The sequence below is a fragment of the Rhizobium sp. RHZ02 genome, assembly GCF_014851575.1.
In the GTDB taxonomy this organism is placed as follows: Bacteria; Pseudomonadota; Alphaproteobacteria; order Rhizobiales; family Rhizobiaceae; genus Rhizobium; species Rhizobium altiplani.
The window spans coordinates 1-24,601 of record NZ_JACUZX010000030.1 but is presented as its reverse complement, the minus strand read 5'-3'; the positions used below and the strand labels follow the sequence as shown (position 1 = coordinate 24,601).

26 protein-coding genes are annotated in these 24,601 nt (G+C 60.8%); 14 read left to right on the top strand and 12 right to left on the bottom strand.

The window, feature by feature from the left end:
* Window positions 1-14 precede the first annotated feature (14 nt).
* Window positions 15-1,349, top strand: coding sequence for a GTPase HflX (hflX, locus tag IB244_RS27420; protein WP_169683870.1), 1,335 nt, complete (start codon window positions 15-17; stop codon window positions 1,347-1,349).
* A gap of 63 nt (window positions 1,350-1,412) precedes the next feature.
* Here the strand turns inward: hflX and mazG are convergent, their stop codons facing one another.
* Window positions 1,413-2,246 (bottom strand): nucleoside triphosphate pyrophosphohydrolase, encoded by an 834-nt coding sequence (gene mazG / locus IB244_RS27415; protein ID WP_192306290.1) that lies wholly within the window; start codon window positions 2,244-2,246, stop codon window positions 1,413-1,415.
* A gap of 6 nt (window positions 2,247-2,252) precedes the next feature.
* Window positions 2,253-2,840: a nucleoside deaminase gene (locus IB244_RS27410; RefSeq protein WP_018858788.1), complete on the bottom strand. Its 588-nt coding sequence runs from the start codon at window positions 2,838-2,840 to the stop codon at window positions 2,253-2,255.
* A gap of 262 nt (window positions 2,841-3,102) precedes the next feature.
* Between IB244_RS27410 and cysG the strand changes: the two genes are divergently transcribed.
* The 5 genes from cysG to IB244_RS27385 are packed head-to-tail and all read left to right on the top strand — an operon-like array spanning window position 3,103 to window position 8,308.
* The gene (cysG, locus tag IB244_RS27405; RefSeq protein ID WP_169683871.1) at window positions 3,103-4,539 is read left to right on the top strand and encodes a siroheme synthase CysG; all 1,437 of its coding nucleotides are present in this window, start codon (window positions 3,103-3,105) and stop codon (window positions 4,537-4,539) included.
* 2 nt (window positions 4,540-4,541) lie between these two features.
* Window positions 4,542-4,856: a DUF2849 domain-containing protein gene (locus IB244_RS27400; protein ID WP_018858786.1), complete on the top strand. Its 315-nt coding sequence runs from the start codon at window positions 4,542-4,544 to the stop codon at window positions 4,854-4,856.
* A gap of 8 nt (window positions 4,857-4,864) precedes the next feature.
* Entirely contained in the window at window positions 4,865-6,535 is a 1,671-nt protein-coding gene (locus tag IB244_RS27395; RefSeq protein WP_169683872.1) for a nitrite/sulfite reductase, read from the top strand.
* A gap of 10 nt (window positions 6,536-6,545) precedes the next feature.
* A complete protein-coding gene (locus tag IB244_RS27390) occupies window positions 6,546-7,058 on the top strand; it encodes a DUF934 domain-containing protein (protein ID WP_018858784.1) in 513 nt (170 codons plus the stop codon).
* 38 nt (window positions 7,059-7,096) lie between these two features.
* A complete protein-coding gene (locus IB244_RS27385; protein ID WP_169683873.1) occupies window positions 7,097-8,308 on the top strand; it encodes a UbiH/UbiF family hydroxylase in 1,212 nt (403 codons plus the stop codon).
* On the opposite strand, the gene IB244_RS27380 is transcribed toward IB244_RS27385, so the two are convergent.
* The 5 genes from IB244_RS27380 to IB244_RS27360 form a co-directional block, all read right to left on the bottom strand.
* Window positions 8,288-9,238, bottom strand: coding sequence for an AEC family transporter (locus tag IB244_RS27380; RefSeq protein ID WP_018858782.1), 951 nt, complete (start codon window positions 9,236-9,238; stop codon window positions 8,288-8,290). The two genes, IB244_RS27385 and IB244_RS27380, sit on opposite strands and share 21 nt — an antisense overlap.
* 40 nt (window positions 9,239-9,278) lie before the next feature.
* Window positions 9,279-10,028, bottom strand: a complete 750-nt coding sequence (locus IB244_RS27375; protein WP_112666929.1) for a cytochrome c biogenesis CcdA family protein — start codon at window positions 10,026-10,028, stop codon at window positions 9,279-9,281.
* A gap of 167 nt (window positions 10,029-10,195) precedes the next feature.
* Window positions 10,196-10,480: a hypothetical protein gene (locus IB244_RS27370; protein WP_169683876.1), complete on the bottom strand. Its 285-nt coding sequence runs from the start codon at window positions 10,478-10,480 to the stop codon at window positions 10,196-10,198.
* Window positions 10,481-10,698: 218 nt separating this feature from the next.
* Entirely contained in the window at window positions 10,699-10,926 is a 228-nt protein-coding gene (locus IB244_RS27365) for a hypothetical protein (RefSeq protein ID WP_018858778.1), read from the bottom strand.
* Between the two features lie 206 nt (window positions 10,927-11,132).
* Window positions 11,133-11,288: a hypothetical protein gene (locus IB244_RS27360; RefSeq protein ID WP_018858777.1), complete on the bottom strand. Its 156-nt coding sequence runs from the start codon at window positions 11,286-11,288 to the stop codon at window positions 11,133-11,135.
* A gap of 499 nt (window positions 11,289-11,787) precedes the next feature.
* Here IB244_RS27360 and msuE point away from each other — a divergent pair, with 499 nt between their 5' ends.
* The 8 genes from msuE to IB244_RS27325 all read left to right on the top strand — a co-directional run bounded on the left by msuE (window position 11,788) and on the right by IB244_RS27325 (window position 17,562).
* A complete protein-coding gene (msuE, locus tag IB244_RS27355) occupies window positions 11,788-12,351 on the top strand; it encodes an FMN reductase (protein ID WP_112659451.1) in 564 nt (187 codons plus the stop codon).
* Window positions 12,352-12,370: 19 nt separating this feature from the next.
* The gene (locus tag IB244_RS27350) at window positions 12,371-12,541 is read left to right on the top strand and encodes a hypothetical protein (RefSeq protein ID WP_018858775.1); all 171 of its coding nucleotides are present in this window, start codon (window positions 12,371-12,373) and stop codon (window positions 12,539-12,541) included.
* A 20-nt stretch (window positions 12,542-12,561) separates the two neighbouring features.
* Window positions 12,562-12,720 (top strand): hypothetical protein, encoded by a 159-nt coding sequence (locus IB244_RS27345; protein ID WP_169683877.1) that lies wholly within the window; start codon window positions 12,562-12,564, stop codon window positions 12,718-12,720.
* A gap of 9 nt (window positions 12,721-12,729) precedes the next feature.
* Complete coding sequence (locus IB244_RS32825) at window positions 12,730-12,861, top strand: hypothetical protein (RefSeq protein ID WP_018858773.1); 132 nt, start codon at window positions 12,730-12,732, stop codon at window positions 12,859-12,861.
* Window positions 12,862-12,901: 40 nt separating this feature from the next.
* Entirely contained in the window at window positions 12,902-13,501 is a 600-nt protein-coding gene (locus IB244_RS27340) for an RBBP9/YdeN family alpha/beta hydrolase (RefSeq protein WP_026371995.1), read from the top strand.
* A gap of 153 nt (window positions 13,502-13,654) precedes the next feature.
* Window positions 13,655-14,314, top strand: coding sequence for a peroxiredoxin (locus IB244_RS27335; protein WP_018858771.1), 660 nt, complete (start codon window positions 13,655-13,657; stop codon window positions 14,312-14,314).
* A 37-nt stretch (window positions 14,315-14,351) separates the two neighbouring features.
* On the top strand, window positions 14,352-15,683 hold the full coding sequence (locus tag IB244_RS27330) for an LLM class flavin-dependent oxidoreductase (RefSeq protein WP_169683878.1): 1,332 nt from the start codon (window positions 14,352-14,354) through the stop codon (window positions 15,681-15,683).
* 229 nt (window positions 15,684-15,912) lie between these two features.
* Window positions 15,913-17,562 carry a Na/Pi cotransporter family protein gene (locus tag IB244_RS27325; protein ID WP_192306288.1) on the top strand — a complete coding sequence of 550 codons (1,650 nt, stop codon included), beginning with the start codon at window positions 15,913-15,915 and terminating at the stop codon, window positions 17,560-17,562.
* 82 nt (window positions 17,563-17,644) lie between these two features.
* Here the strand turns inward: IB244_RS27325 and IB244_RS27320 are convergent, their stop codons facing one another.
* From IB244_RS27320 to IB244_RS33255, 5 genes are all read right to left on the bottom strand, one after another.
* On the bottom strand, window positions 17,645-18,517 hold the full coding sequence (locus IB244_RS27320; RefSeq protein ID WP_018858768.1) for a transporter substrate-binding domain-containing protein: 873 nt from the start codon (window positions 18,515-18,517) through the stop codon (window positions 17,645-17,647).
* A gap of 301 nt (window positions 18,518-18,818) precedes the next feature.
* Entirely contained in the window at window positions 18,819-20,351 is a 1,533-nt protein-coding gene (locus tag IB244_RS27315) for an FAD-dependent oxidoreductase (protein WP_192306285.1), read from the bottom strand.
* Window positions 20,352-21,227: 876 nt separating this feature from the next.
* A complete protein-coding gene (locus IB244_RS27310; RefSeq protein WP_169683881.1) occupies window positions 21,228-23,141 on the bottom strand; it encodes a heavy metal translocating P-type ATPase in 1,914 nt (637 codons plus the stop codon).
* A gap of 828 nt (window positions 23,142-23,969) precedes the next feature.
* A complete protein-coding gene (locus tag IB244_RS32820; protein ID WP_018858765.1) occupies window positions 23,970-24,098 on the bottom strand; it encodes a hypothetical protein in 129 nt (42 codons plus the stop codon).
* Between the two features lie 383 nt (window positions 24,099-24,481).
* Window positions 24,482-24,595, bottom strand: coding sequence for a DUF2950 family protein (locus IB244_RS33255; protein WP_409564090.1), 114 nt, complete (start codon window positions 24,593-24,595; stop codon window positions 24,482-24,484).
* Between the last annotated feature and the right edge of the window lie 6 nt (window positions 24,596-24,601).

Here is a 24,601-nt window from a genome sequence, read left to right as displayed (position 1 = left end):
AGCACCGGGATGATATGCGCGCGACCGTCGTCGTGCCCGTGCTCAAGCAGGGGCGCGCCGGACGCAGTGCGGGCGATGCTGCGCCTGTGGTCACCCGCACGCCCGAGAGCCGCCTGGAAGAGGCGACCGGTCTTGCGCAGGCGATCGACCTCGATGTGGTGAATGGCACGATCGTCACCGTCAGCGATCCGCGACCCGCAACATTGATGGGCACGGGCAAGATCGAAGAGATCAAGGCGACGTTGGATGCGAATGATTCCGGTCTCGTGATCGTCGACCATCCGCTGACACCGGTACAGCAGCGCAATCTCGAGAAGGAATGGAACGCCAAGGTCATCGACCGCACCGGCCTCATCCTCGAGATCTTCGGCCGTCGCGCTTCCACCAAGGAAGGCACGCTGCAGGTCGATCTAGCTCATCTGAACTATCAGAAGGGCCGTCTGGTTCGCAGCTGGACCCACCTTGAGCGTCAGCGCGGCGGTGGCGGCTTCATGGGTGGTCCTGGTGAAACCCAGATCGAAGCCGACCGTCGCTTGCTGCAGGACCGCATCGTCAAGCTCGAGCGTGAGCTGGAACAGGTGGTCCGCACCCGCCAGCTGCATCGCGCCAAGCGCAAGAAGGTGCCGCATCCGATCGTGGCGCTCGTCGGCTATACCAACGCCGGCAAGTCGACACTGTTCAACCGGATCACCGGGGCAGGCGTGCTGGCCGAAGATATGCTGTTCGCAACGCTCGATCCCACGCTGCGCCGAATGAAGTTGCCACATGGCCGCACGGTGATCCTCTCCGACACCGTCGGTTTCATCTCGGACCTTCCAACCCACCTCGTCGCCGCTTTCCGCGCTACGCTGGAAGAAGTGCTGGAAGCCGACTTGATCCTTCATGTCCGCGATATGTCCGACGTCGACAATCAGGCGCAGAGTGCCGACGTGCTCCGCATCCTGAAGGACCTCGGCATCGACGAGGAAGAGGGCGACAAGCGCATCATCGAAGTCTGGAACAAGATCGATCGCCTTGAGCCGGAAGCGCACGATGCCATCGTCCAGAAGGCGAGTGGTGCCGAGAACGTCGTCGCCCTATCCGCAATCAGCGGCGAGGGTATCGATACGCTGATGGGAGAGATCAGCCGCAGACTGTCAGGCGTGCTGACCGAAGCGACTGTGCGCTTGCCTGTCGACAAGTTGGCGCTGCTGCCTTGGCTCTACGATCATGCGATCGTCGATAACCGCGAGGACAACGAGGACGGGTCGATCACGCTCGATGTACGTCTCTCGGAAACCGAAGCGGTCGAACTGGAGCGCCGCCTGGGCAACGGGCCGAAAGTCGCGAAAGAGGATTGGGAACGCTAGAGCTCCCTGCAGCGGGCTTTGCATTATGCCCGGACTGGGCCTCACGCAGGTAAGGATGTCGGCTCAGCCCAGTTGCCGCTCGATAGCCTTCGCCGCCTGCCAGATTTCTTCCATCCGCTCCAGACTCGCCGCGTCCAAAGTTTCGCCTTCCGCGTCAAGAACGGCTTCGATATGAATGAAACGTCTACGAAATTTTGTATTCGTTCCGCGCAAGGAATCTTCCGGGTCAGCCTTTACATGCCTGCCGATATTGACCACGGCGAAGATGAGGTCGCCGAGCTCATCACTGACCTTTGCTTGATCGCCTTCCGCTAAGGCGACACGCAACTCGCCGATTTCCTCCTCGATTTTGTCGAGGATCGGTTCGGGCGTTGACCAATCGAAGCCCACCTTTGCAGCGCGTTCCTGCAGCTTCAGCGCCTCTGTCAGGGCAGGGAAGCTCCGCTGGACCGATCCGAGGAACCCCGCCTTGAAATCCTCGCTGACGCCGCGCTTGGCTCGCCGTTCGGCGCGCTCGCGCTTTTCTGCCTGCTTGATGTCGTCCCACTGCTTCTTCACCGCATCGGGCGTGTCGGCATCAGAACGGGCGAAGACATGCGGATGGCGGCGGATCATCTTGCGGGTGATTGCCTCAACGACGTCGCCAAAGGAGAATTCTCCCGCTTCCTCGGCCATGCGCGCATGAAACACGACCTGCAGCAGCAGGTCGCCCAACTCCTCGCAGAGGTCGTCCATGTCATTGCGCTCGATTGCGTCGGAGACTTCATAGGCCTCCTCGATCGTGTAGGGCTTTATCGTCTCGAACGTTTGGACGATGTCCCAGGGGCAGCCGGTTGCTGGATTGCGCAGCGCGGCCATGATCTCGATCAGGCGCGAAATGTCTTTTGAGGCTTCCATGGTCACTCAGTTCAGTGGAATGTCGTTGTCGCTCTTCGACGCCTGGTAGCTTTCCGAGAGCGCATCGTACCGCGCCTTGATGCGCGCAGTCTGTGTTTTCAGTTCGGCCTTCAAATGCTCTTCTTCGGTCTCGACGAGATCGGCAATGGCAAAGCTGTTCCAGAATGCATTGCTGCGCCTGTAGCCACCCGGTTCCAGACCGAAAACCTCCTTCAGGATCTTCAGGTCGTGAGGAATGGCGAAGGCGTCGCGCGAATCCTCGTGGCTGAAGAAATAGTAGAAATTGTCGAACCCGGCCCAGGTGATCGCCGACATGCACATGGTGCAGGGTTCGTGCGTCGACAGAAAGATGAGATCCTTGGTGGCTGGCTTCTCGCCCAGTTCGTACAAGCGCTTCAGCGTGTGCACCTCGCCATGCCACAGCGGATTTTCAAGCTCGTTGTTGGTCTCGGCGATGACGAGCGAGAGGTCGGACTTGCGCAGGATCGCAGCGCCGAACACCTTGTTGCCGGCAGCGACGCCGCGTTCGGTCATCGGCAGGATGTCCTGTTCCATGACGTTGAGCAGGCGGGCGGCGATGGTCTGGTCGGACATGGCTTTCTCCTTGGTGGCCGCACTCTACCGGTAGCGGTAGGCGAGGCAAATGCCGATTTCGACGGGGAGCGGGATTTGTCACAGCCTTTCTGCTGCGCTGCGGCAGACGCAGGTGTGTCCGCTGCGCCGCACCGGTGACTTTTACTCAAATCATTGAGAGAGCGAGTAAAAGAATACGTGCGCGCGCGGGCATTGGAATTTCTGTTTCTTCATTTGCCTGGGCAGAGAGTGCATATTCCGGCAACTTCGAAATGGATTGATGATGTCTCCCAAGACTGAACAACTGTCGGTATTCCCTGCCTTCTTTCGCGTCGAGGGCAGGATCGCGGCCGTCTTCGGCAATGGCGACGAGGCTTTCGCCAAGGTTCGCTTGCTGCTGAACACGCAGGCACGGGTTGTTGCCTATACCGATCATCCTGAGGCCGATTACCACGCCTATCTGATCGCCAATCGGATTGAGACGGTGCGCGCAGTTTTTGTGGACGAGCAAGTCCGTGGGGCAACACTCGTCTTTGCTGCGACCGGAGACGCGGCGCAGGATCGCGCCATCGTTGAGGCCGCGCGCGCCGAAAAGGTGCCCGCCAACGCCGTCGATCAGTCTGACTACTGCGATTTCTTCACGCCTGCTCTCGTCAATCGCGCGCCGGTCGCTGTCGCTATCGGCACCGAAGGCGCGGGACCGGTGCTCGCACAGATGATCCGTGCACAGGTCGATCAACTTCTTGCACCATCACTTGGGCGGCTGGCCGATCTTGCCATCGGCTATCGAAAGACCGTCGAGCATCTCGTCCCGAAGGGCGCTGCGCGCCGCCTGTTCTGGCGCCGCTTCTTCTCCGGCGCGGTCGCCGATGCTGTCGCCCGCGAGAACCTGCCGCAGGCTCGCCGTGCAGCCAACGGCCTGTTTCGGTCCGCTGAGAAGGTCGAGGGGCACATCTGGCTCGTCGGCGCCGGGCCGGGTGCTGCGGACCTGCTGACGCTGCGCGCCCAGCGCGTGATGATGGAGGCCGATGTCATCGTCTATGATGCCCTCGTGCCGCAGGAAATCGTCGACATGGGCCGCCGCGACGCCGAGCGCCTGTCGGTCGGCAAGCGCAAGGGATGCCATTCGAAGTCGCAGGAAGAGATCAACGATCTGCTCGTATATCTCGGTCGCGAAGGCAAGCGCGTGGTTCGCCTGAAGTCCGGCGATCCGCTGGTCTACGGCCGGGCAGGTGAGGAAATGGCGGCGCTGCGGGCTACGGGCATTTCGTATGAAGTGGTCCCCGGCATCACCTCGGCCTTCGCCGCCGCCGCCGATTTCGAGTTGCCGCTGACGTTGCGTGGCGTGGCATCCTCGCTGGTCTTCACGACCGGCCACGATCTGACGGGTGATGTCCTGCCGGATTGGGCAAGCCTCGCCGTCTCAGGCGCAACGATCGCCGTCTATATGGGGCGCACCGTCGCCGCTTCCGTCGCCGAGCGCCTGATGCAGGCTGGCCTTCCGGCAGAAACCACTGTCGCCGTCATCGAGAATGCCAGCCGTCCCAATCGCCGGCTGTTGCATGGGATTCTGCGGGATCTTCCTGATCTGCAGCACCGTGACGAGTTGACCGGCCCGGTTATGGTCATTATCGGCGATGCTGTAGCAGGCGCCAATTTGGAACTGTCGGAACCGCTCGTGCGCGAACTCGCCCGGTCCGAGGAATTTGCAAGGAGCTGAACATGGTGGACAAGGTCCTGACTGCCAACCGACTGACGGATGGCATCGCCGTCTGGCTGAACGCCAACGGCCAATGGGTGACCTCGCTGCAGGAAGCCCTTGTTGCTCGCCATACAGAAGCCGTCGATGCGCTGGAAGCAATTGGCAAGAAGTCCTATGCCGACAATCAGGTCGTGGACGTAGCCGTCGTCGAGGTTCAGGAGAGCAACGGCGTGCTGTGGCCGCTGCGCTTGCGCGAACGCATTCGTGCCCAGGGCCCAACCATGGAATACGCGCCGGGCTACAAGCCCGCCGACCCCGCATTCATCGCAGTCTGAGGAAGCAGATGTATCGTTACGACGAATTTGACCACGCTTTTGTCGCCGAGCGCGTCGAGCAGTTCCGCGACCAGGTGCAGCGCCGCCTTTCCGGTGAGCTTGCCGAAGACGCGTTCAAGCCGCTGCGCCTGATGAACGGCGTCTATCTGCAGCTTCACGCCTACATGCTGCGTATCGCGATTCCTTACGGGACGCTGAGCTCGCGCCAGGTGCGGATGCTCGCTCATATCGCGCGCAAGTACGACCGCGGCTACGGCCACTTCACGACCCGCCAGAACCTGCAGTTCAACTGGCCGAAGCTCTCCGAAATCCCGGATGCGCTGTCCGAGCTGGCATCCGTTGAGATGCACGCTCTGCAGACGTCGGGAAATTGCATTCGCAATGTTACTGCCGACCATTTTGCAGGTGCAGCCGCCGACGAAATCGCGGATCCGCGCCCCTACGCCGAGATCCTGCGCCAGTGGTCCTCGGTGCATCCGGAATTCTCGTTCCTGCCGCGCAAGTTCAAGATTGCCGTCACCGGTGCAGAACGTGACCGCGCCGCGATCCAGGTCCACGACATCGGCCTGCATCTGAAGAAGAACGAGAAGGGTGAAATCGGCTTTGCCGTATATGTCGGTGGGGGCCAGGGCCGCACGCCGATGATCGCCAAGCTGATCCGCGACTTCCTTCCGGAAGAGGACCTGCTGTCCTATACGACAGCCATCGTGCGCGTTTACAACCTGCATGGCCGTCGCGACAACAAATACAAGGCTCGCATCAAGATCCTCGTGCACGAAACAGGCGCGGAAGAGTTGGCGCGTCAGGTCGAGGGAGAGTTCGCGGAACTCAAGGAATCCGAGCTGAAGTTGCCGGAAGCTGATGTCGAAGCCATCGCCGCCTATTTTGCGCCGCCGGCCCTGCCGGATCGCGCCGAAGGCTGGGAAAATCTCGCTCGCTGGAAGAAGGCCGATCCGGCTTTCTCTCGCTGGGTGCAGCAGAACGTGCAGCCGCACAAGCATCCCGACTACGGCATGGTGACGATCTCCCTGAAGCCGATCGGCGGCATTCCGGGCGATGCTTCGGATAGCCAGATGGATGCCATTGCCGATATCGCTGAGGAATATGCCTTCGACGAAATCCGCGTCAGCCACGAGCAGAACCTGATCCTGCCGCATGTGGCGCTCGCCGATCTCGAAGCGGTCTATCGCGGTCTCGTCGCCATCGGCCTCGCCGAGGCCAATGCCGGTCTGATCACCGATATCATTGCCTGTCCGGGGCTGGACTACTGCGCGCTCGCCAATGCGCGCTCCATTCCTGTTGCGCAGGAAATCTCCCGGCGCTTTGGCGATCCGGATCGGCAGGCTGAGATCGGCGAGCTGAAGATCAAGATCTCCGGCTGCATCAATGCCTGCGGCCATCACCATGTCGGCCATATCGGCCTGCTGGGCGTGGAGAAGAAGGGCGCTGAGCTCTACCAGATCACGCTTGGCGGTTCGGGCGACGAGCATACGTCGATCGGCGAGATCATCGGCCGCGGCTTCGAGCCCGACAAGGTGACCGACGCGATCGAAACGATCGTCAACACCTATCTGACAATCCGCAAGGAGCCGTCTGAGATCTTCCTCGAAACCTATCGCCGCGTTGGTCCTCAGCCGTTCAAGGACGCGCTGTATGGTTCGGCGGCAGAAGCGGCGTAAGGAGGGGACGATGACCAAGATCTGGAGAGAAACCGGCTTCGTAGAGAACGATCCCTGGGTGATCGAGACTGAAGAGGTGAAGGCAGGCGAGGGGCAGAAGCCCCTTCTCGGCCTGGACGAGCTGATCGCCAGGGCCGACGAGAGCAACGAGGTCGGCTTCGGCGTGCTGATCAAGCCGGCGGACGATATTCGCAAGCTCGAGCCCTACCTCTATCGGCTTGAGATCGTCGCTGTCGCCTTCCCGGCGTTCAACGATGGCCGGGCCTTCAGCCATGCATCCCTCCTGCGCGACCGCCTTGGATACACCAACGAACTGCGCGCCGTCGGCGACGTGCTGATCGACCAGATTCCGCTGATGCAGCGGGTCGGCATCGACAGCTTCGCTGTCACCAACGAGACTGCGATAAAGCGCCTCACGGAACATCGCCTGCCGGGAATTCCGCATCATTATCAACCGGCTGTGCGTGACGCGGACGCTGGCAAGGGCTATAGTTGGCGCCGTCAGGCGAAGCCGGCTGCATAAGCACCGGATCGCCGTCAAAGAATTGACGGAACGGTGCAATGAAGACTTTTGAAATCGCGGTGATCGGTGGCGGGCTTGCTGGCATGATCGCCGCCATCGCCTTGGCTCGCGGCGGACGCAACGTGGCTCTCGTTGCCCCGCCATCGCCGAGCCAGGACCGGCGCACGACCGCGCTCATGGATCAATCGATCCGTTTCCTCGACAGGTTGACGTTGTGGGAAAAGTTGCGGCCAGCGGCCGCGCCGCTTTCCACCATGCGCATCATCGACGGCACGAATCGCCTGCTGCGGGCGCCGATCACCACATTCCGTTCGGTCGAACTCGATCTTGAGGCCTTCGGCTACAATTTCCCGAACAAAGCCTTGATGGGGGTGCTGGAGGCCGCGATCGCCGGTGAGGGGAACATCACGCGCTTTACGTCGTTTGCCGACGTGATCGATATCGGCACCGAATCGGTGACGGTCACGCTTGCCGATGGCGAAATCCTGTCGGCGACGTTCGCGGTTGGCGCTGATGGGCGCAAGTCGAAGCTGCGCGAAACCGCCGGCATCGACGTTCGCACCTGGTCTTATCGGCAGTCGGCCATGGTGCTGAACTTCGAACACTCGCTGCCGCATGAGAATATCTCGACGGAGTTCCATACGGAAAGCGGACCCTTCACTCAGGTGCCGCTGCCCGCCAATCGCTCCAGCCTCGTTTGGGTCCAGAACCCATCGGATGCCGTCGCCCGCAATGAACTCTCGCTCGTTGAACTGAGCAATGTCGTCGAGGAGCGCATGCAGTCACTGCTCGGTAAGGTGACCGTCGAGGAAGGTGTGCAGCTCTGGCCTCTATCAGGCATGATGGCCCATCGCTCCGGCAAGGGGCGGATTGCCCTCATTGGCGAGGCATCGCATGTCTTCCCGCCGATCGGCGCGCAGGGGCTGAACCTCAGCCTGCGCGATGTCATGGCGCTTCAGGACATTCTTTGCACGCGACCCGAACTGCCGATCGCGGCTGATGCCGGCGACCGTTTCGATCGGAAGCGTCGCGCCGATATCATGAGCCGCACCGCGAGCGTCGATCTTCTTAATCGCTCGCTATTGTCCGATTTCCTGCCTGTTCAGATGATGCGCGCTGCCGGCCTGCACATTCTGTCGGCACTCCCCCCACTGCGCAGCATTGTCATGCGTGAGGGCATCGAGCCTGGTCGTTCGTTCCGCGATATTCCCGGCGCGATCAAGGAAAAGCTAAGCCGGAAGAAAGCCTGATTTGATCGCAATCAGGAAGAGCGAGACGGTCACGACGGAAAGCGCCGTCGTGATCAGGATCGTTGCCGAAGCGCGTTCCTTCCAGACGCCATATTGCTGCCCGATGACGAAGACGTTGGTTGCCGTCGGCAGGGCGGCAAGCAGTACCGCGGCATATATCCAGACCGGCTCGAAGCCACCGATGGCGGTCAGCGCGAGATAGACGACAATCGGGTGCACGATGAGCTTCGCCAGAACGATATAGCCGATTTCGGCCGGTATGCGCCTCACCGGCCGAAGCGCCAGCGTGACGCCCATGGCAAACAAAGCGCAGGGGGCGGCAGCCTGCGCGAGATAGTCGACGAAATGCTGGAATGCGGCCGGCTGATCGATGTGAAAGCCGGCAGCAACGAAGCCGAACGCCGTCGACAGGATAAAGGGGTGGAAGGCCACTTTCCGAGTAATGTCGATCGCCAGCCGTCCCGCGGAACGCCGGTCATCGCCTGCCGCTGCCATCAGCGCCGGCGCGACGATAAAGTGCAGCGCGTTCTCGAGGCAGACGATCAGCGCGACCGGTATGGCCGCTGCTTGGCCGAGCGCCAGCAGAGCGAGGCCAGGCCCCATATAGCCGATGTTGCCGTAGGCGCCGGCAAACGACTGGATCGTGCAGTCGGCGAGCGAATTACCCCGGATCCAGCGACCGATCGCGAACAGTGCAATGAAGATCGAATAGGTTGCCGCGAGATCGGTGGCGATGAAGTCGATCCTTGTCAGATCTTCGAAGGGCGTGCGTGAGACGAGCTTGAAGAACAACGCCGGCAGCGCTGCATAGATGATGAAGGTGTTCATCCAGCCGAGCGCGTCGGCCGGCTGCTTCGTCACCTTGCCTGCGATATAGCCAATGAGGATCAGGCCGAAGAACGGCAGGAGCAGACTGACAATATCGAACAACGGCTATTCCAAATGCAACTTTCTTCGGGGTGATTTCGGCTTAGCCGATTTTCATCAGGATTGGAAAGGTCTGCTGGAACCAGATTGCGACGTCACTGACGAAACCGAACATGAAGGCGAGGCCGGTCAGGACGAGGAATACGCCCATGACTTTCTCGACCGTTCCGAGATGCCGGCGAAAGCGCGTCAGGAAGTTCATGAAGGCGCCGGAAAAGCCAGCGGCGATCCAGAACGGGATGGCAAGGCCGAGGGAATAGACGGCCAGCAGCCCAGCACCTGAGCCAACCGTCTCCCGCGAGGCCGCAACGCCAAGGATCGCACCGAGTACCGGACCGATGCAGGGTGTCCAGCCAAAAGCGAAAGCCAGGCCCATGATATAGGCACCGGTCAGCGTCGCGGGCTTGCCGCTGCCCTGGAAGCGCGCCTCGCGGGCCAGAATTCCAATCCGGAAGACTCCGAGGAAATTCAAACCCATGACGATGATGATCAGGCCGCCGATCTTTGCCAGGAGATCGAGATGCTGGCGAAGCGCCATGCCGATGCTGGATGCACCAGCGCCGAGCGCCACAAAAACGGTCGCGAAGCCGAGTGTGAAGAAAAGCGCCGAAAACAGCACGCCCCGCCGCGCGTCCGGCGCAACGGCAACGGCGCTGCCACCGCGAAACTGCTCGACGGAAATGCCGGCCATATAGCAGAGATAGGGGGGAACGAGAGGCAGGACGCAGGGCGACAGGAACGACAGCGCGCCGGCAAAAAGGGCGCTCAACAAGGAAATATCGGCAATCGACACTTAGGCACTCCGGCGGCAGGCAATGATGCGCGAAGTCCTATCGCAACCTAACCATCCGGGCCAATCACCTTTTTGCGCTTTCGTTGAAAAAGGAAGGCAGGACGCAGGATGCGGAACCGGTGATCGTGCGCCGCCGGGCGCACCATCATTGCCTTCCGCACTGCATGTTAGCGATCGCGGCAGACCGTCCTGTATTTGGTGATGTAGTGGTGATGGCTCTTTTTCTGGTAGGGCTGGTCCCAGCACACCTGTCGCGCATAACGCGGGCGATAATAATCATCGCCATCATCGTCGTACGCATAGCGCGGGCCGTGCCTATAGTAGCGCGGCGGAGGCGGATCGTCATAATGGCGTGGGCCGGAGCCGAACTCGAAGTATACGCCGTCCGCGAAAGCCGGTGAGGCTACGAGCAGCGTCGCTAGTCCGGCGGCTGCAACAACTAGCTTTCTCATGATCGGTCTCCATCTGTATCTGTCAACGCAACGCCTTCGGAGCGCTGATGGTTGGGCAGATTAGATGTGGCGAATGAATGCGCACTGAAACCGGCGTTCATGTCCCAGTCATGCGGATGATCGCGCCGAATCATGATTCGGTTGAGTTTGGTCGGCGGCAGACGCAGCGAAAGCACCTGGAGTCAGCGGCGCGCCATTTCTGTCGTTGCCGTCACCGCTCAGTGATCCGTATCCGAGATATGGGGAATGTGCAGTACCTGCCCATCGAGCAGGAGCAGAAAATGATCTTCATCGAGTCGATTCACGATCTCGCCTTCCTCGGTCATATAGTCGGTCTTGGGCGAAGGCGCGTTTTGGCCAGAAATCCTGATCTGCTGAATGACGACATAGGTTTTTCCTCTGTCGTCCTGACACCGAAACCGCCTTTCCTCTTTATAGTTCGACATGGCTAGGCCTCCATCGCATCCAGACGAATCTTTGCTTCGATCGATGCGATTTCAAGGCCCGCCGGCTATTTCCGTCGATTAACGCGAAGAGATTGAAACGCTCCTTTCGAACGCGCTCAGGCTGTCCACCAAAAAACGCGTCTCGGCGGGTTTCAGACCGGGAAGCATGCAGGGCCCGGTTGTTGGCGGCGAAGCCATCAACGAGATTAGCGGGACGCAGCATTCGCTACACGATTGCCGGCGTTCTGGGTCGCATTGACGGTATTGGCCGTATCGCGCCCAATGCCCTTGATCGTGTTTGCGCAAGAACTCAGTGCCATGAGCATGCATAGGGCGGCGGCAACTTTGGCGGTGATCGTCATTGGGTTGTTTCCTGGTTGCTGACGATAGTTAATGCTCGAGACCGCAAGTTGTTCAAAACGAACGACAATCGAAGGAGAAAAAGCGGGGGAAGGGACCAAGAAAAGCCCGGCGGGATAGAAACCACCGGGCCTTTTTGACGAACCTACATAGGCGATGCTGGTCCGGCAGCGCGGATTTCAAACGCTGCAATCACACAACGAGCGGCGCGGCCAAAGGTTCCAAGAAAAACGCGTATGCCGAGACAGAAAGCTTGCGGCACGCCTTGGAACTTTTGAACGGCCGGGCCGTAGCAGGCGCACGCGATTACACGGTCTGGCCGCGCTCTCTGCCGCCTCGTAGGTTTGCTGTTCAACAGCTTAGGAGAGTTGCAGAAGCCGCTGCGTGACGGCGCGCCCGAGGGCATCGAATTTCACGGTTCTCCTAGATAACGGAACGTCATTTCTTTTGTTCATAAAATTTATAGACAATATTCGGTCTAACAACAAAGGAGAGAGATCTATGTCGCTGCGATTGGTGGGTATTGCCGGTAGCTTTAACCGTCCGTCCAAGACCTATGCCCTGGTCGAGCATATTGCGGGGCTTGCTGCTGAAAACTACGGCTTTTCAAGCAAGATCTACGATCTGAAGGACGTCGGTCCGTCGCTGGGCACTGCGCTCTGGCGTCGCGACCTGGATGAACAGGCCAGCCAGGTTCTTGATGATATCGTCAAGGCGGATGTCCTGGTCATCGGCTCGCCGACCTACAAGGGCTCGTATCCCGGCCTGTTCAAGCACTTGATCGATCTAATCGAGCCGAGCGAACTGCGCTCGAAGCCCATCATCATTTCTGCCACCGGAGGCGGAGACCGCCATGCCCTGATTGTCGAGCATCAGCTGCGGCCGCTGTTCGGATTCTTCATGGCCCACACGTTGCCGACGGCCGTCTATGCCGCTGACCGCGATTTCGTCGACTACAAAATCGCTTCGGAGGCGCTGTCTGGCCGTATCGGTTCTGTCGTCGACGAACTGGCAGCCTTCTCTTTCGTCCCGTCGGCAAGGGCCTCGCTTCAGGCGGCCGAATGAGATTTGGAGGAATGGTGGCATGGACAGTGCGGAGAAACGGGCGATGGGGAGCGAGCTTTGGAGCGTCTTCGACTTTGCGCGTCGCTATCGGCTGACGATGCGCGAGCAAAATCGACTGCTGATGCTGTTCGGCCCCGTCGCCAGCGCCGCGGACCTGCTTTCGAATGCGAGGCGCAACCAGCTGATCTGAGGTGCGGCAAGGAGAAAACGATGATGCAGTCTCTTCTTCTTTGGTTCCGGTCGATGGTCCTCATCGGTCCTTCCCAACCGGCAGCCGCGCCACGGTGCGAGCCGCATGGCGACGGCGAACTGACGGCACGCGACTATGAAATCTACTATTGGAGCTCGTCTCCGGCGCCTTGGTACTGAGGGATCGTCATGGCCGTTTTCGATGCTCGCCATATTGCTCCGCGTAGCCGGCGTGCCGATGCCGCGGCGGATGTGGCCGCTTCCGCGGCGACGGTGTTCGCCTTCGGGTTCCTCTTCGCAATCACCCTCGGCGTTCTCTAGGAACAGATACTCCTTCACACGATGCGGATAAGGATTGATGATGGCGCCAGTACTAATTCTTCCCGGGCTCTTCGGATCAGAAGATGCGCACTGGCAAACCGCATGGCTGCGGGATCATCCCGAAAGTCGCCTCGTCCAGCAGGACAATTGGGATCATCCGCACCTCAGCGTCTGGCGGGTGAGGCTCGAGGCCGTGCTCGAAGATGCCGGTGAAGCCTATATCGTTGCTCACAGTCTTGGATGTCTGCTTGCGGCAAGCCTTGCCGGGCGGCCTTCTGCGGCGCGGGTGAGGGGAGCGCTGCTGGTGGCGCCGTGCGACCTGCTGGTGACCGAGAAGCTGCATCCCGGGCAGATTGCGTTTGGTACGATGCCGACGGCCGAGCTGCCGTTTCCGAGTATCGTCGTCGGCAGTCTGAACGATCACTATATGTCGCTCGATCGCCTGACACTGTTTGCCCGTCTCTGGGGCAGCGAGCTTCGCAATGCCGGTCTGGCCGGGCACGTCAATGTCGCCAGCGGCTATGGCCGGTGGCCGGGGGGCTACCGTGCCTTTGAAACCCTGAAAGCCAGAACGCGGCATCTTGATAAGATACCGCCGAAAAAGCCGTCTCTTGGTAAAGAGGCCTCGTCCGCGTGGTAGTCGATGTCATCGACGATGCCAACTGGTCGGCACGCGATCTTTGCGGCCATTAATCACCGGCATCGTGGCACAAGTGCTTGAACAGCGCCAGAAAACGACTACAGAATCGCCGGTCATTGAACACCAGCGCCATTTCCAACAAGGTCACTACTCATGAGCCTCCGCATCAACGATATTGCCCCTGATTTCACCGCCGACACCACGCAGGGTCCCATTCAGTTCCACGACTGGATTGGTGACGGCTGGGCGGTGCTCTTCTCGCATCCGAAGAACTTCACGCCGGTTTGCACGACCGAGCTTGGGGCGATGGCAGGGCTGGAGCCCGAATTCCGCAGCCGCGGCGCCAAGATCATCGGCATCTCTGTCGATCCGGTGGAAAGCCACAGCAAGTGGAAGAGCGATATCAAGACGGCGACCGGCTTCGATGTCGACTATCCATTGATCGGCGACAAGGACCTGAAGGTTGCCAAGCTCTACGACATGCTGCCGGCTGGAGCCGGAGAAACGTCGGAAGGCCGCACGCCAGCTGACAACGCAACCGTTCGTTCCGTCTTCATCATCGGCCCGGACAAGAAAATCAAGCTGATCCTCACCTACCCGATGACGACGGGGAGAAACTTCAACGAGATCCTCCGCGCGATCGACTCCATTCAGTTGACGGCAAAGCATCAGGTCGCGACGCCGGCGAACTGGCAGCAGGGCGATGACGTCATCATCACGGCTGCCGTCTCCAACGAGGACGCGGTAACGCGCTTCGGATCGTTTGACACGGTGCTGCCGTACCTGCGCAAGACCAAGCAGCCGCAGGCGTAGTCGGCGGGCACGGGCAGGCATAAGGCGGGACGACTTGATGGCACACGAGCGACAATTGCATCTCGGCGCCTTCATGCGCCCCGTCAGTCTGCATACCGGAGCCTGGCGCTATCCCGGCGCCTACCCGGACGCGAACTTCAACTTCAAGCACTTAAAGGAGTTTGCGCAAAGGCTGGAGGCGGCGAAGTTCGATGCCTTCTTCATGGCTGATCATCTGGCCGTGCTCAACATGCCTGTGGAGGCACTGAAGAGGAGCCAGACGGTAACCTCCTTCGAGCCGTTCACACTGCTGTCGGCGCTTGCCGCCGTCACCGATCGGATCGGGCTCGTTGCGACAGCCTCGACGACCTTCGACGAGCCCTATCACGTTGCGCGCCGCTTCGCCTCGCTTGACCATATCAGCGCCGGGCGCGCGGGCTGGAACATTGTGACGACGGCTAATCCCGACGCCGCGCTGAATTTTGGCCTCGATGAACATGTCGAACACGGCGAACGGTATCGCCACGCCCGCGAGTTTTACGACGTCGTCACCGGCCTCTGGGACAGTTTCGCCGACGACGCATTTACGCGCGACGTGGAAAGTGGCCAGTTTTTCGACCCGACCAAAATGCATGTCCTCAATCACAAGGGCGAGGAGCTCAGCGTGCGCGGTCCGCTCAATATTGCCCGCCCGCCTCAGGGATGGCCGGTGATCGTGCAGGCGGGGCAGTCAGAGCCGGGCCGCCAGCTTGCCGCCGAGACAGCCGAAGTCGTCTTCTGCTCGCCGCGCGATCTCCCGGCGGCGCAATCACTCTATGCCGATATCAAGGGGCGGATGGCCGCCGTCGGCCGCGATCCTGATAGCCTCAAGATCCTGCCGGCCGCCTTCATCGTCATTGGCGACAGCATTGAGGAGGCGCGCGCGAAACGGGCGCTGCTCGACAGCCTCGTTCACTATGACAGCGCCGTCGCTTCGCTCTCGATCGCCCTTGGTCATGATGCTTCCGGCTTCGATCCGGACGGGCCGCTGCCTGAGATACCCGAGACGAACGCCAGCAAGACCGGCCGCGCGCAAGTGCTGAAGTTCACCCAGGAAGAGCAGTTGACCGTTCGGCAGCTCGCGCAGCGCTATGGGGGCTACGCGGGCCTTGCGTTCGTAGGAACGCCGGAAACGATCGCCGATGAGATGGCGCAATGGCTGACGGCACGCGGCAGCGACGGTTTCAACATCGTCTTCCCCTACCTTCCCCAAGGTCTCGACGATGTCGTTGATCGGCTTGTACCCGAGCTGCAGCGACGAGGCATTTTCAGGAGGGATTACGAGGGTGCGACGCTACGTGAACACCTTGGCCTATCTCGGCCCGCCAACAGGTTTTTTGCAAGCCGCTGAGTCGCAACAACTGGCGGAGAAGCATCCTCTTACGGCAAGGAGAGGCAAGGGGGGAGGCCGGCCGCCGCGGATCAGATCCGGAAAAGATAAGCACCGAATCGAAGGCCGCGCGTTGGCTTCCCGTGTGCTCACTCACCCAAAGGAAGGGCATTCCAAGCCCGCTTGCACGGCGAGGTTGGTCCTATTAGCTTGAAGAGATAAAGAGCGAAGCGAAGGGAGCCAAACGCCGATGTCGACAGCGGTTGCCATTCTCGGTGGAATTGGGCTCTTTCTCCTCGGCATGACCGTCATGACCGACGGCCTCAAGGCATTGGCGGGATCGGCGTTACGGACCGCCTTGGGCGCGGCAGTCGCCACGCCGCTCTCCGGCGCTTTCTGGGGCGCTGTCGTCACCTTGCTCGTCCAGTCGTCGAGCGCGGTGACGATGACGACGATCGGTCTCGTCAACGCCGGGCTCTTGACCTTCCCGCAGGGGCTTGGGCTCGTTTTCGGCGCCAATGTCGGCACAACGGGAACGGGATGGCTGGTTGCGCTGATCGGCGTGAGAGTCTCGCTCTCACCCTACGCGCTGCCGATGATATTCATCGGAGCGCTGGCCAAGCTACTGAGCGGCGGGAGGATCGCGGCGGGGGGCAGTGCGCTTGCGGGTTTCGCGCTCATTCTTTACGGGCTGACGACGCTGCAGCAGGGCATGGGGGGGCTGGCGGAGACGTTGCATCCGTCCGATCTGCCCTCGGTGCTTGGTTCTCCGGGAGTTAGCTGGGGTGCGGGTTTGGCTGGCCTCATGATGCTGATCGGCGTTGGCTTGGCGATGACGGCGGTCATGCAGTCCTCGACGGCGGCGATCGCCGTGACCATTTCCGCCTTCTACGCCGGGGCAGTGAGCCTGGAGCAAGGCGCAGCACTGATCATCGGCCAGAATATCGGGACGGCGACGAGTTCCGCCTTAGCCGCGATCGGCGCCAGCACGACGGCCAAGCGCCTCGCCCTGGCCTATGTGCTGTTCAAGATGATCGCGGCGCTTATCGCGATCATCGCCTTTCCGTTCACGACTGTACTGATGAAACGCTTTTCCGCGTCGGTCGACGGGATGACGCAGCTTGCTGCCTATCACACGGCCTATAACGTCGTAGGGGTTGCGGTGCTGCTTCCGGCGACGCAATGGTTTACCCGCGTTGTCGAGCGTATGTTGCCGTCGAGGCAGACAGCCGTTCAGCGCGCGCTTGATCCAAGCGCCCTTGCCAGTCCGGTCATCGCGATCGAGACGGTCAGGCGCGTCCTGGCGGACGTCCTCGCGATGAACACTGCCTCGGTTTCTGCTGCGCTCTCAGGCCCGACGAGGCTTGCGACCGGAGGCGTTTCGACCGGCATTGTGCTGACGGAGATACGGGATTTTCTCTCCGAATTGAAGGAGCCGCCCGAGACTGAGGATGAGCGGTTGCGCATGACGAGCATGCTGCACGCGCTCGATCACGCTTCGCGCCTTGCGGACGTCCTGGAGGAGGGGGAGCTCCCCGGCCGGCCGGTCGAAGCCGTTCTCGAACGCCGCGCGACCGAGCTATGCGCACGTGTGATGATCGCGGCCGAAGCGATTGGTCGCTCGATCACTTCTGAAACCGCCCTCAGCGCGCAGGCCGCGGCTATCGGTTGGAGCGTGTCACCCGAGGTCGCCGCGACGCTTTCGGACGCCGAACGGGCGGCAAAAGAACTCAGCGCGCTGAAGCAGGACCATCGCGCGACAACTCTTGCCTCGGTTGCACTGGGAGAGCTGGTAGCTGCAAATGCCTTCGCGCGGATCGACGCCGCTCGACGACTCGACCGAATCGCGCATCACACCTGGCGGTTGGCTGCCCATCTTCTCGGGCGCGGCGGGCATTAGCCATCAGGATACCCCTTTGCGGTCGGTCGTTCCGCAAGGCGGTGCAGCTGCTTGTGTAATCCCTTGATTGAGGTGATTAAAATCAATCGGGAACATGCTCCATGATGATTTGCGTGTGCAGCATCGGCGCCTCGGATCCGAAATAGCCTTCCAGCAGCGGCAGAAAATCGTCCGACAGATAGAATGCCGTCAACGCACGGTCGGCCAGCAGGCGGAAGTCGGCGTCGTCGCGACGCAGCGCTATTGCATAGGGTTCATGCGTAAAGAGCCGATCACCGATCTCGAGCGACGATGAATCGCGTGCCCTCTTGGCCAGGCTGATGAGTAGCACCTGATCGGCGATATAGGCGTCGATCTTGTGATCCTCCAGCGCCTTAAGCCCGTCCTCGTGCGTTTCGAAATCGGAAAGCTTCGTCTTCGAGGCTTGGATGGCCAACGCCTCGCGCAGGGTCGTTCCAGTTGTTGTGCTTGCCCGCACCCCGATTACCCGTGTGGAGGGGACACGCTGGCTGACCGGGCGAACAGCGGGCTTCTCGAGAAAAAGAGTCTGCAGATAGTTAGGCGAATCTTTGCGGAGCAGCGCGGTCGCCCCCGTCAGAAAGATTGGCTGTGAGAAGTCAACGATTTCTCGCCTCTTCAAATTGACTGTGATCGCGCCGCAAAGCAGGTCGATCTGTCCGTTTTTCACTGCATCGAAGCCGTTGGCGAGCGTCATTTCAACGTATTCGCGCTTCAGTTGCGGAACCCGATACTCTATTTCGTCGGCGATCTTGCCACACAGGTCGATGGCATATCCCGTCGGATCGGCGCCCGATTTGACGGAGGAAAAGGGCGCCTCGTCGGTAATGTAGCCGATACGCACACTGCCGCGCTGGGTGACCGTATCGAGCGTCGCAGCGCCGGCCGCGATCGCGGAAAGCCACAGGGCAACATTCGCCAGCAGAAATCGTCTCATGCACTTTGCCATGGGCATGAACCTCACCACGAAAAAAAACGGCGATCTAAAAGGCGTACGCGCAGATTATGGGCAGTCAGCCATTTGTCAACTCAGGGCACCTCGCTGTCGCGGGACGGAAAAGCCCCATCTTGCACTGCAGGTCGGGCGCCTGGATCAACATGTGAAGCCGTTGGCAGCCATTACAGCGGCGCGCGTGACGCCCACGTCGGCAGCCCACACGGTGCTGCTTTATGGATCAACTCCACGGCGCTATTTTGCGACAGGAGAGATCCGGGTTGGCATAGAGCCATTACGCGCGTTATGCCTTGTTGTGTTCCATCGCCAGTTCTGCCTCGAGGCTTTCCGCATCGCGGAAGATCGTGACAACCGCCAGAACGCGTCCGCCGTGCGTGAAGCGCAGGAGGCAGTCCTTCGCAGCAATGTCGCCCTCGATCTCGATCGCGTCCCATCTCTCGGCGTGTCCGACATAATTGATCGGGATGTCGTAATGCTGGCTCCAGAAAAACGGCACATCCGTGAACTCCTTCCGGCGTCCGAGCATGTTCAGCGCAGCGGTAGCACCCTGCCGCTCGGCCACGACCCAATGCTCAACTCTGATGTTCTCGCCGCTGTGGGGGTCGGGCCACCGCGCGATATCGCCGGCCGCATATATCCCCGGCGCGCTGGTCTCCAGATAGGCATCGACCACGACACCCCGATCGATGGTAAGCCCCGCTCTTTCGGCGAGATCGACCCGCAGGCGCACGCCGATGCCGGCAACGACCAGGTCGGCAGTCAGCGTGCTGCCGCTCGTCAGCAAAACCTCGCTGGCGCCGATGCTCGCAGCGGTATCTTTCAAATGGAAGACGACACCATGTTCATCATGCAGGGCGCGGATGAAGTCGCCCATCTGGGGACCTAGCACCCGTTCCATCGGCCGTTCCTCAGGCGCCACGACATGCACTTCGACACCGCGGGTCCGAAGCGCGGCAGCGACCTCGAGGCCGATGAAGCTGGCGCCCAGCACGACAGCGCGCCGCGCCGCGCCGCTCTGCGCGATGATCGCGCGACTGTCGGCAAGCGAGCGCAGTGTGTGGACATGAGGCTGGTCGGCACCCGGTATGCTGAGGCGCACCGGTTCGGCGCCGGTCGCTAGCAGCAATTTGTCGAAGGCAACCCGGCCGCCATCGGCGAGCACGACCTCTCTGGCGCGGACATCAATGTCGGCAACCTTCGTTCCGAGGCGTACCTCGATGCCGTTCTTGGCATAAAAGCCTTCCGTGCGCAGTGGGATCCAGTCTTCGGGAGCCTTGCCCGCAAGATAGTCCTTCGAGAGGTTGGGGCGGTCGACCGGCAACGCCTCGTCGTCGCTGATCATGACGATGGCGCCCTGATATTGTTCGCGCCGCAGTCTTTCGGCTGCGGCAAAAGCCGCCGCGCCACCGCCGACGATGACGATTCTTCCCGGCAAGACCTCGGCATTGCTATCGCGCGAGGCTTGCGACGATTTCTTGCGTTTATCGCCAACGAAAATCCTATCGCCGCGCTGCTCGACCGACCAGCACGTGAGCGGCGACAGGGCCGGTGCGCGCAGGGCCTCTCCGGTTCGCAGGTCGAAGCAGGCATGATGCCAGGGGCAACGAACACTGTCGTCGACAACCAGGCCGTCGACCAGCGGTCCGCCATAGTGCGAACAGGTGGCGGCAACGGCAAATATCTCTGCTCCACGACGCACGAGAAGCACGGGCTCGCCGTCTTTGTGACCAACCAGCTTGCCTCCATCGGGAAGGTTGTCGAGTGCTATTCCGAGGGCGAGATCGGGTCCCTTCGGATCTGAGCGGCTATCGGTCATTTTCTCCTCCGTCAAAAGGCAGCTGCCGGTATCGCCTGCTGCGAGGAGGTTGCCCAGGCAGCTCCCTTAAATTCTCGGGCTATTCTGCCCTTTAGGTAAGTGAATATGGCTCGAAGTAAACGTCGCCAAATACATCTGGAGTCGCTTTCGCTGTTTCCAATGATGCCGCGTTCGGAACAGGTGGCCCGCTTGTTTCGCACCTTGACCCAGCGCAAGCTTGAGGACCCCAGGGAGGGCAGCGATTATCTACAAAGCTGTCCAGCGCGACATGGCGGTGGAGTTTTCGGACTCGCCATCAAATCGCTGCGCCTTGGGCGCCGCGCCAGTTCGTCGCGCGAGGGTGCAGCGAATTTCCTCGGATTGTGCTTGTCGAGCTTAAAATGAGGTTGTCTGGATAGAACGCAACCGCCTCGGGCAACGCTCTCCTTGTGACAGTCTAGGGGCGTCCAATACGATGCAAGTCACTGCGCTGCAGCGTTGTGCTGCAAAAGCGCGGAGCCTTCCATAATGAGATATCTACAGGAAAAACTGACATCCAAACGAAACGACGGCAATGGCCAATGGCATCGTTAGCATGGCGATGCTTTGCCAGTCGGTTTGATGTCCATAGTCTCGCGCTTCCGAGTTCATTCCAGCTACCCCCTCATGGAAGCAGCCTACCCGACTTAGTGGCCGTGTCGTCTCAAAATAAGTTTCTGGTTGTAATATTCGCGGCAGATCGAGACCGCGTTCGGCGCTCAGCCTAAACCTTTCTGACATCTTGCAATTTGAGGCTTTCAATGACGGGCTTCCGGTCCCTCAAAGGTATTGCCGCGTGCATCGCCGATGCAGATCGGCGTCGAGACACCATATGCGTCTCAGCTAGGGAGAGGCTAGTCATTGAGAGGCACCGTAGCGTTCTGCCTGGGATTGGAGCTCGACAGGGTTAACCCGTGTGCCCACTGCCGACACGTTTCTTGGTGTTATTCGCAGCGCGCGCAAGGCGTTCAGGATGACCGCAACATCGATTGCCTCCTGAAGGAGCGCGCCCTGGACTGGCGTGAGGTAGCCAAGGGCTGCGGCAACCATTCCGGCCATGGAAAGACCGATGCCCGCGAAGACGCTTTCGAGCGCGATCCCGCGTGATCGCTTAGCCACTTCTAGCCCCGAAACGAGCCGACCGAGGTCGTCAACCAGCAGAACAACGCTAGCAGCCTCGGCGGAGGCGGCCGCCCCCCGTGCTCCCATTGCTACGCCGATATCGGCGGCCGCCAATGCGGGAGCGTCGTTGACGCCGTCGCCCACCATCATCACCGGCCCGTTCTTGCGTTCGGTCAGCACCAGAAGAACTTTCTGGTCGGGCGTCAGGTCGGCGCGGACGGCATCAAGCCCGAGCCCTTCAGTAACGGCCTCGGCGACGGCGTGACGGTCGCCTGTGGCAAGCACAATCCGTCTAATGCCACTGCGGCGGATGCCGGAAAGGAAGCCTGCCGTTTCCCGGCGCAACGGGTCGGACAGGACCAGATTTCCCGCGAGCTGGCCGTCCACCGCGACCGCGACCAGCACAGAGCCCGCTTCGGATTCCTGATCCGGAGCCCGCGATCTGCCAATCTTGCTGATCACGAAATCTGTCCCGCCCACGACGACGGATCGGCCGTCCACCTGAGCCGCGACCCCGTCTCCTGGAACTTCCTCGATATGCGTCGGTATTGGCAGGGGCATGCCCTGCGCGCGTGCCGAGGCAACGATCGCCTGTGCCATGGGGTGCTTCGATGCCTGATCGGCTGCCGCAGCCAAGCGAAGCACTTCACCCGGCTGCAAGTCGGCATAAGTGTCGACCGACACAATCTGCGGACGGCCGTCCGTCAGTGTGCCGGTCTTGTCGAGGATCAATGTTTGGGCCTGCGTGAGTGCCTCGAGGGCCCTCGCGCCCTTGATCAGCACGCCAAAGTGCGTTGCCCTCGATAGGCCCGCGACCAGCGCGACCGGCACCGCAAGGATCAGAGGGCAGGGTGTGGCTACGACCAGCACGGCTACGGCCCGGATTGGGTCATCGGTCATCCACCACGCGGCAGCGGCAAGCGTGGCCGTAACGACGAGGAACAGGATCGAATAGCGATCTGCCAGTCGAGACATCGGCGCCTTCGACCGCTGCGCCTCCTCGACCAGACGGACGATTCCTGCATAGGTGCTCTCCGCAGCGCGGCGGCTTGCGCGCAGATCGAAGGCATCACCCACATTGGTCGAGCCGCTCATCGCCTCTTGCCCGTGCATCAGTCTCACAGGCATCGATTCACCTGTCATGGCTGACTGGTCGACGACCGCGCGCGCGCTCTCGACAGTTCCGTCGACAGGCGCGACGTCCCCTTGCCGAATGAGGAGAAGGTCGCCGGGTGCGATTTGGTTGAGCAACACCTCTTCCAACGCGCCGTCGCGGTATCGGGCGGCGGTGCGTGGAATACGTGAGAGGAGGTCTTGCATGTTACGGCGGGCACGGCCTTCGGCAAAGCTCTCGAGGAATGTGCCTCCAGTGTACATCAGCGCGACGACGGCCGCGGCGAGCGTCTCACCGAAGACAAGCGCGGCCGACATGGACAGAGCCGCCACGATGTCGAGGCCGACCTCGCCTCTCCAGAGGCTTCGGACAATCTCGATGATTAGGACGGCAAGGACAGGAACGACCCCCGCGACCCAGACCATCTCGGCGAGATCAACATTTCCGGCAAGCCTCAGGCTGGCCCCAACCGTAAGGCCGGTAAGGGCAACAGCCAGAATGGCAATCTTGAACCTGTCCCTGCCTTGCCCGCTCATCTCGCCTTCGGTTTACTGGTTTATGTTACCCCGACTCAGGGCGCCCGGAATTGTGCCCTAGCGTTTGTCGCAGTTCTCATCGCCGTTGATGAGGAGTGCGTCCAGGCCGACTTTAGGGGGCATTGAGGCGCCCTCCAAGTGTTCTTGACCACCAGCACACTCACTCGTCCAAGCATCATCCAGCCTGCTGTCACCACGGTCATGCCGACGAGGCATTCAGCGGCCGCGACGCGCCGAGGAGGCCATCTGTATGCGAGAGCCCCCAGATCGACAGTCGCCGGAGGTCACATAGCGGCTTCGACGTGCAGCCAAATGACACGCGGATGTAACCGAACTACAGAGGCTTCAAGCACATGTCGATCGCGGGTCGGGAGCAGCCGAAATCGAAGCCCTCCTGAAAATGCCGAGGCCGCGGCTATTGTCGCGGCCTGGCTGTAGAACAGAGAAGCGCAAGGCTCGACGGGGTTCTGAGGGGCCCTGAGTTAACCCTGCTCACAGAGGGACTGCGAACAAGTTTCAGAATAACCTATTGGGGCGAAGGGCAGGATGCCTCCGTTTGAGGGGGAGGGCTAGTCATTCGGTGGGAGGCGCAAAGGACGAGGCCCGCAGGGGTGTGCACGGACCTCGGAACACTATCACAGGAAGTGGCCGCATTTTCTGGCCGGGGTCATAAAAGCACAGCCGACCATCGATCGCACGTACGCCAATGTTGGTAACTGGCGCTGCAGCTGGTAGGAACTGTTTCGAGAGTTCTGAGAGGCGTAGGCGTTGCGGCCGAGTTCACCCCTTGGGTGTCTCCCGATCAGGCAAGATCTTCGTCTGACAAGACTAGAAAGTGGTTTCCTGCACCAACCACCAGACAGGAAGAAATGCCAACGCGATCGCTGCCAGCCAGACCGAGGCGAACTTGATCAGGTACTGCCGTCTCGCTTTGGCTTCGTTCCACTCGTAGTACATCGCCAACTCCCAACTTTAGCCTGTTGTTACTGGAGCATTGCTTTAACGGCGAGTCGAGTGCGGAACTGCAACACTCGTGATCTCGCTTGGGGGGCGGTTTCCAAAATCGGGTCCGTGAACCCTATTCCTGACGCCGCGAGGTGGTTCGTCGCGCCTGGCGGCTACGGAATTTGCAGCAGTGGCGAACATCGCCCAGATGTCGTCTGAGAAGTCTCAATTTAGGCGCCAATCGCAGCGCCGCTCGCGCCTGGCAACTCGTAGCCATAGACGGACGAAAGGAATGCAGGCTTGTCTTTCCCAGTCACAGGCGGCAAAGGACGCATCGCATTCGAATTTTGTCCGAACGTTGCGAAATGACTCCCATCGGCGGGGCGGTGCCAAAATCAGTTGGGTACGATGTCCCATTTTTCGTCAGGGTTGAAGCGCGTCATTTTCGCGACCGCCGCGGCGGTGTTGGTGCCGAGATCGCGTTCGTAGACGACGCCCTTCTCGCTCACCAGGAA

Bases quoted from the DNA above. Each gene is read 5' to 3' on its own strand.
- IB244_RS27340 (WP_026371995.1), top strand. From the start codon at position 12,902: ATGGCGCCAGTACTAATTCTTCCCGGGCTCTTCGGATCAGAAGATGCG.
- IB244_RS27345 (WP_169683877.1), top strand. From the start codon at position 12,562: ATGATGCAGTCTCTTCTTCTTTGGTTCCGGTCGATGGTCCTCATCGGT.
- IB244_RS27330 (WP_169683878.1), top strand. From the start codon at position 14,352: ATGGCACACGAGCGACAATTGCATCTCGGCGCCTTCATGCGCCCCGTC.
- IB244_RS32820 (WP_018858765.1), bottom strand. From the start codon at position 24,098: ATGTACTACGAGTGGAACGAAGCCAAAGCGAGACGGCAGTACCTGATC.
- IB244_RS27360 (WP_018858777.1), bottom strand. From the start codon at position 11,288: ATGACGATCACCGCCAAAGTTGCCGCCGCCCTATGCATGCTCATGGCA.
- IB244_RS27310 (WP_169683881.1), bottom strand. From the start codon at position 23,141: ATGAGCGGGCAAGGCAGGGACAGGTTCAAGATTGCCATTCTGGCTGTT.
- IB244_RS27370 (WP_169683876.1), bottom strand. From the start codon at position 10,480: ATGAGAAAGCTAGTTGTTGCAGCCGCCGGACTAGCGACGCTGCTCGTA.
- msuE (WP_112659451.1), top strand. From the start codon at position 11,788: ATGTCGCTGCGATTGGTGGGTATTGCCGGTAGCTTTAACCGTCCGTCC.
- IB244_RS27410 (WP_018858788.1), bottom strand. From the start codon at position 2,840: ATGTCCGACCAGACCATCGCCGCCCGCCTGCTCAACGTCATGGAACAG.
- IB244_RS27320 (WP_018858768.1), bottom strand. From the start codon at position 18,517: ATGAGACGATTTCTGCTGGCGAATGTTGCCCTGTGGCTTTCCGCGATC.
- IB244_RS27390 (WP_018858784.1), top strand. From the start codon at position 6,546: ATGACCAAGATCTGGAGAGAAACCGGCTTCGTAGAGAACGATCCCTGG.
- IB244_RS27350 (WP_018858775.1), top strand. From the start codon at position 12,371: ATGGACAGTGCGGAGAAACGGGCGATGGGGAGCGAGCTTTGGAGCGTC.
- IB244_RS32825 (WP_018858773.1), top strand. From the start codon at position 12,730: ATGGCCGTTTTCGATGCTCGCCATATTGCTCCGCGTAGCCGGCGTGCC.
- cysG (WP_169683871.1), top strand. From the start codon at position 3,103: ATGTCTCCCAAGACTGAACAACTGTCGGTATTCCCTGCCTTCTTTCGC.
- IB244_RS27365 (WP_018858778.1), bottom strand. From the start codon at position 10,926: ATGTCGAACTATAAAGAGGAAAGGCGGTTTCGGTGTCAGGACGACAGA.
- mazG (WP_192306290.1), bottom strand. From the start codon at position 2,246: ATGGAAGCCTCAAAAGACATTTCGCGCCTGATCGAGATCATGGCCGCG.
- IB244_RS27325 (WP_192306288.1), top strand. From the start codon at position 15,913: ATGTCGACAGCGGTTGCCATTCTCGGTGGAATTGGGCTCTTTCTCCTC.
- IB244_RS27385 (WP_169683873.1), top strand. From the start codon at position 7,097: ATGAAGACTTTTGAAATCGCGGTGATCGGTGGCGGGCTTGCTGGCATG.
- IB244_RS27400 (WP_018858786.1), top strand. From the start codon at position 4,542: ATGGTGGACAAGGTCCTGACTGCCAACCGACTGACGGATGGCATCGCC.
- IB244_RS27395 (WP_169683872.1), top strand. From the start codon at position 4,865: ATGTATCGTTACGACGAATTTGACCACGCTTTTGTCGCCGAGCGCGTC.
- hflX (WP_169683870.1), top strand. From the start codon at position 15: ATGCGCGCGACCGTCGTCGTGCCCGTGCTCAAGCAGGGGCGCGCCGGA.
- IB244_RS27315 (WP_192306285.1), bottom strand. From the start codon at position 20,351: ATGACCGATAGCCGCTCAGATCCGAAGGGACCCGATCTCGCCCTCGGA.
- IB244_RS27335 (WP_018858771.1), top strand. From the start codon at position 13,655: ATGAGCCTCCGCATCAACGATATTGCCCCTGATTTCACCGCCGACACC.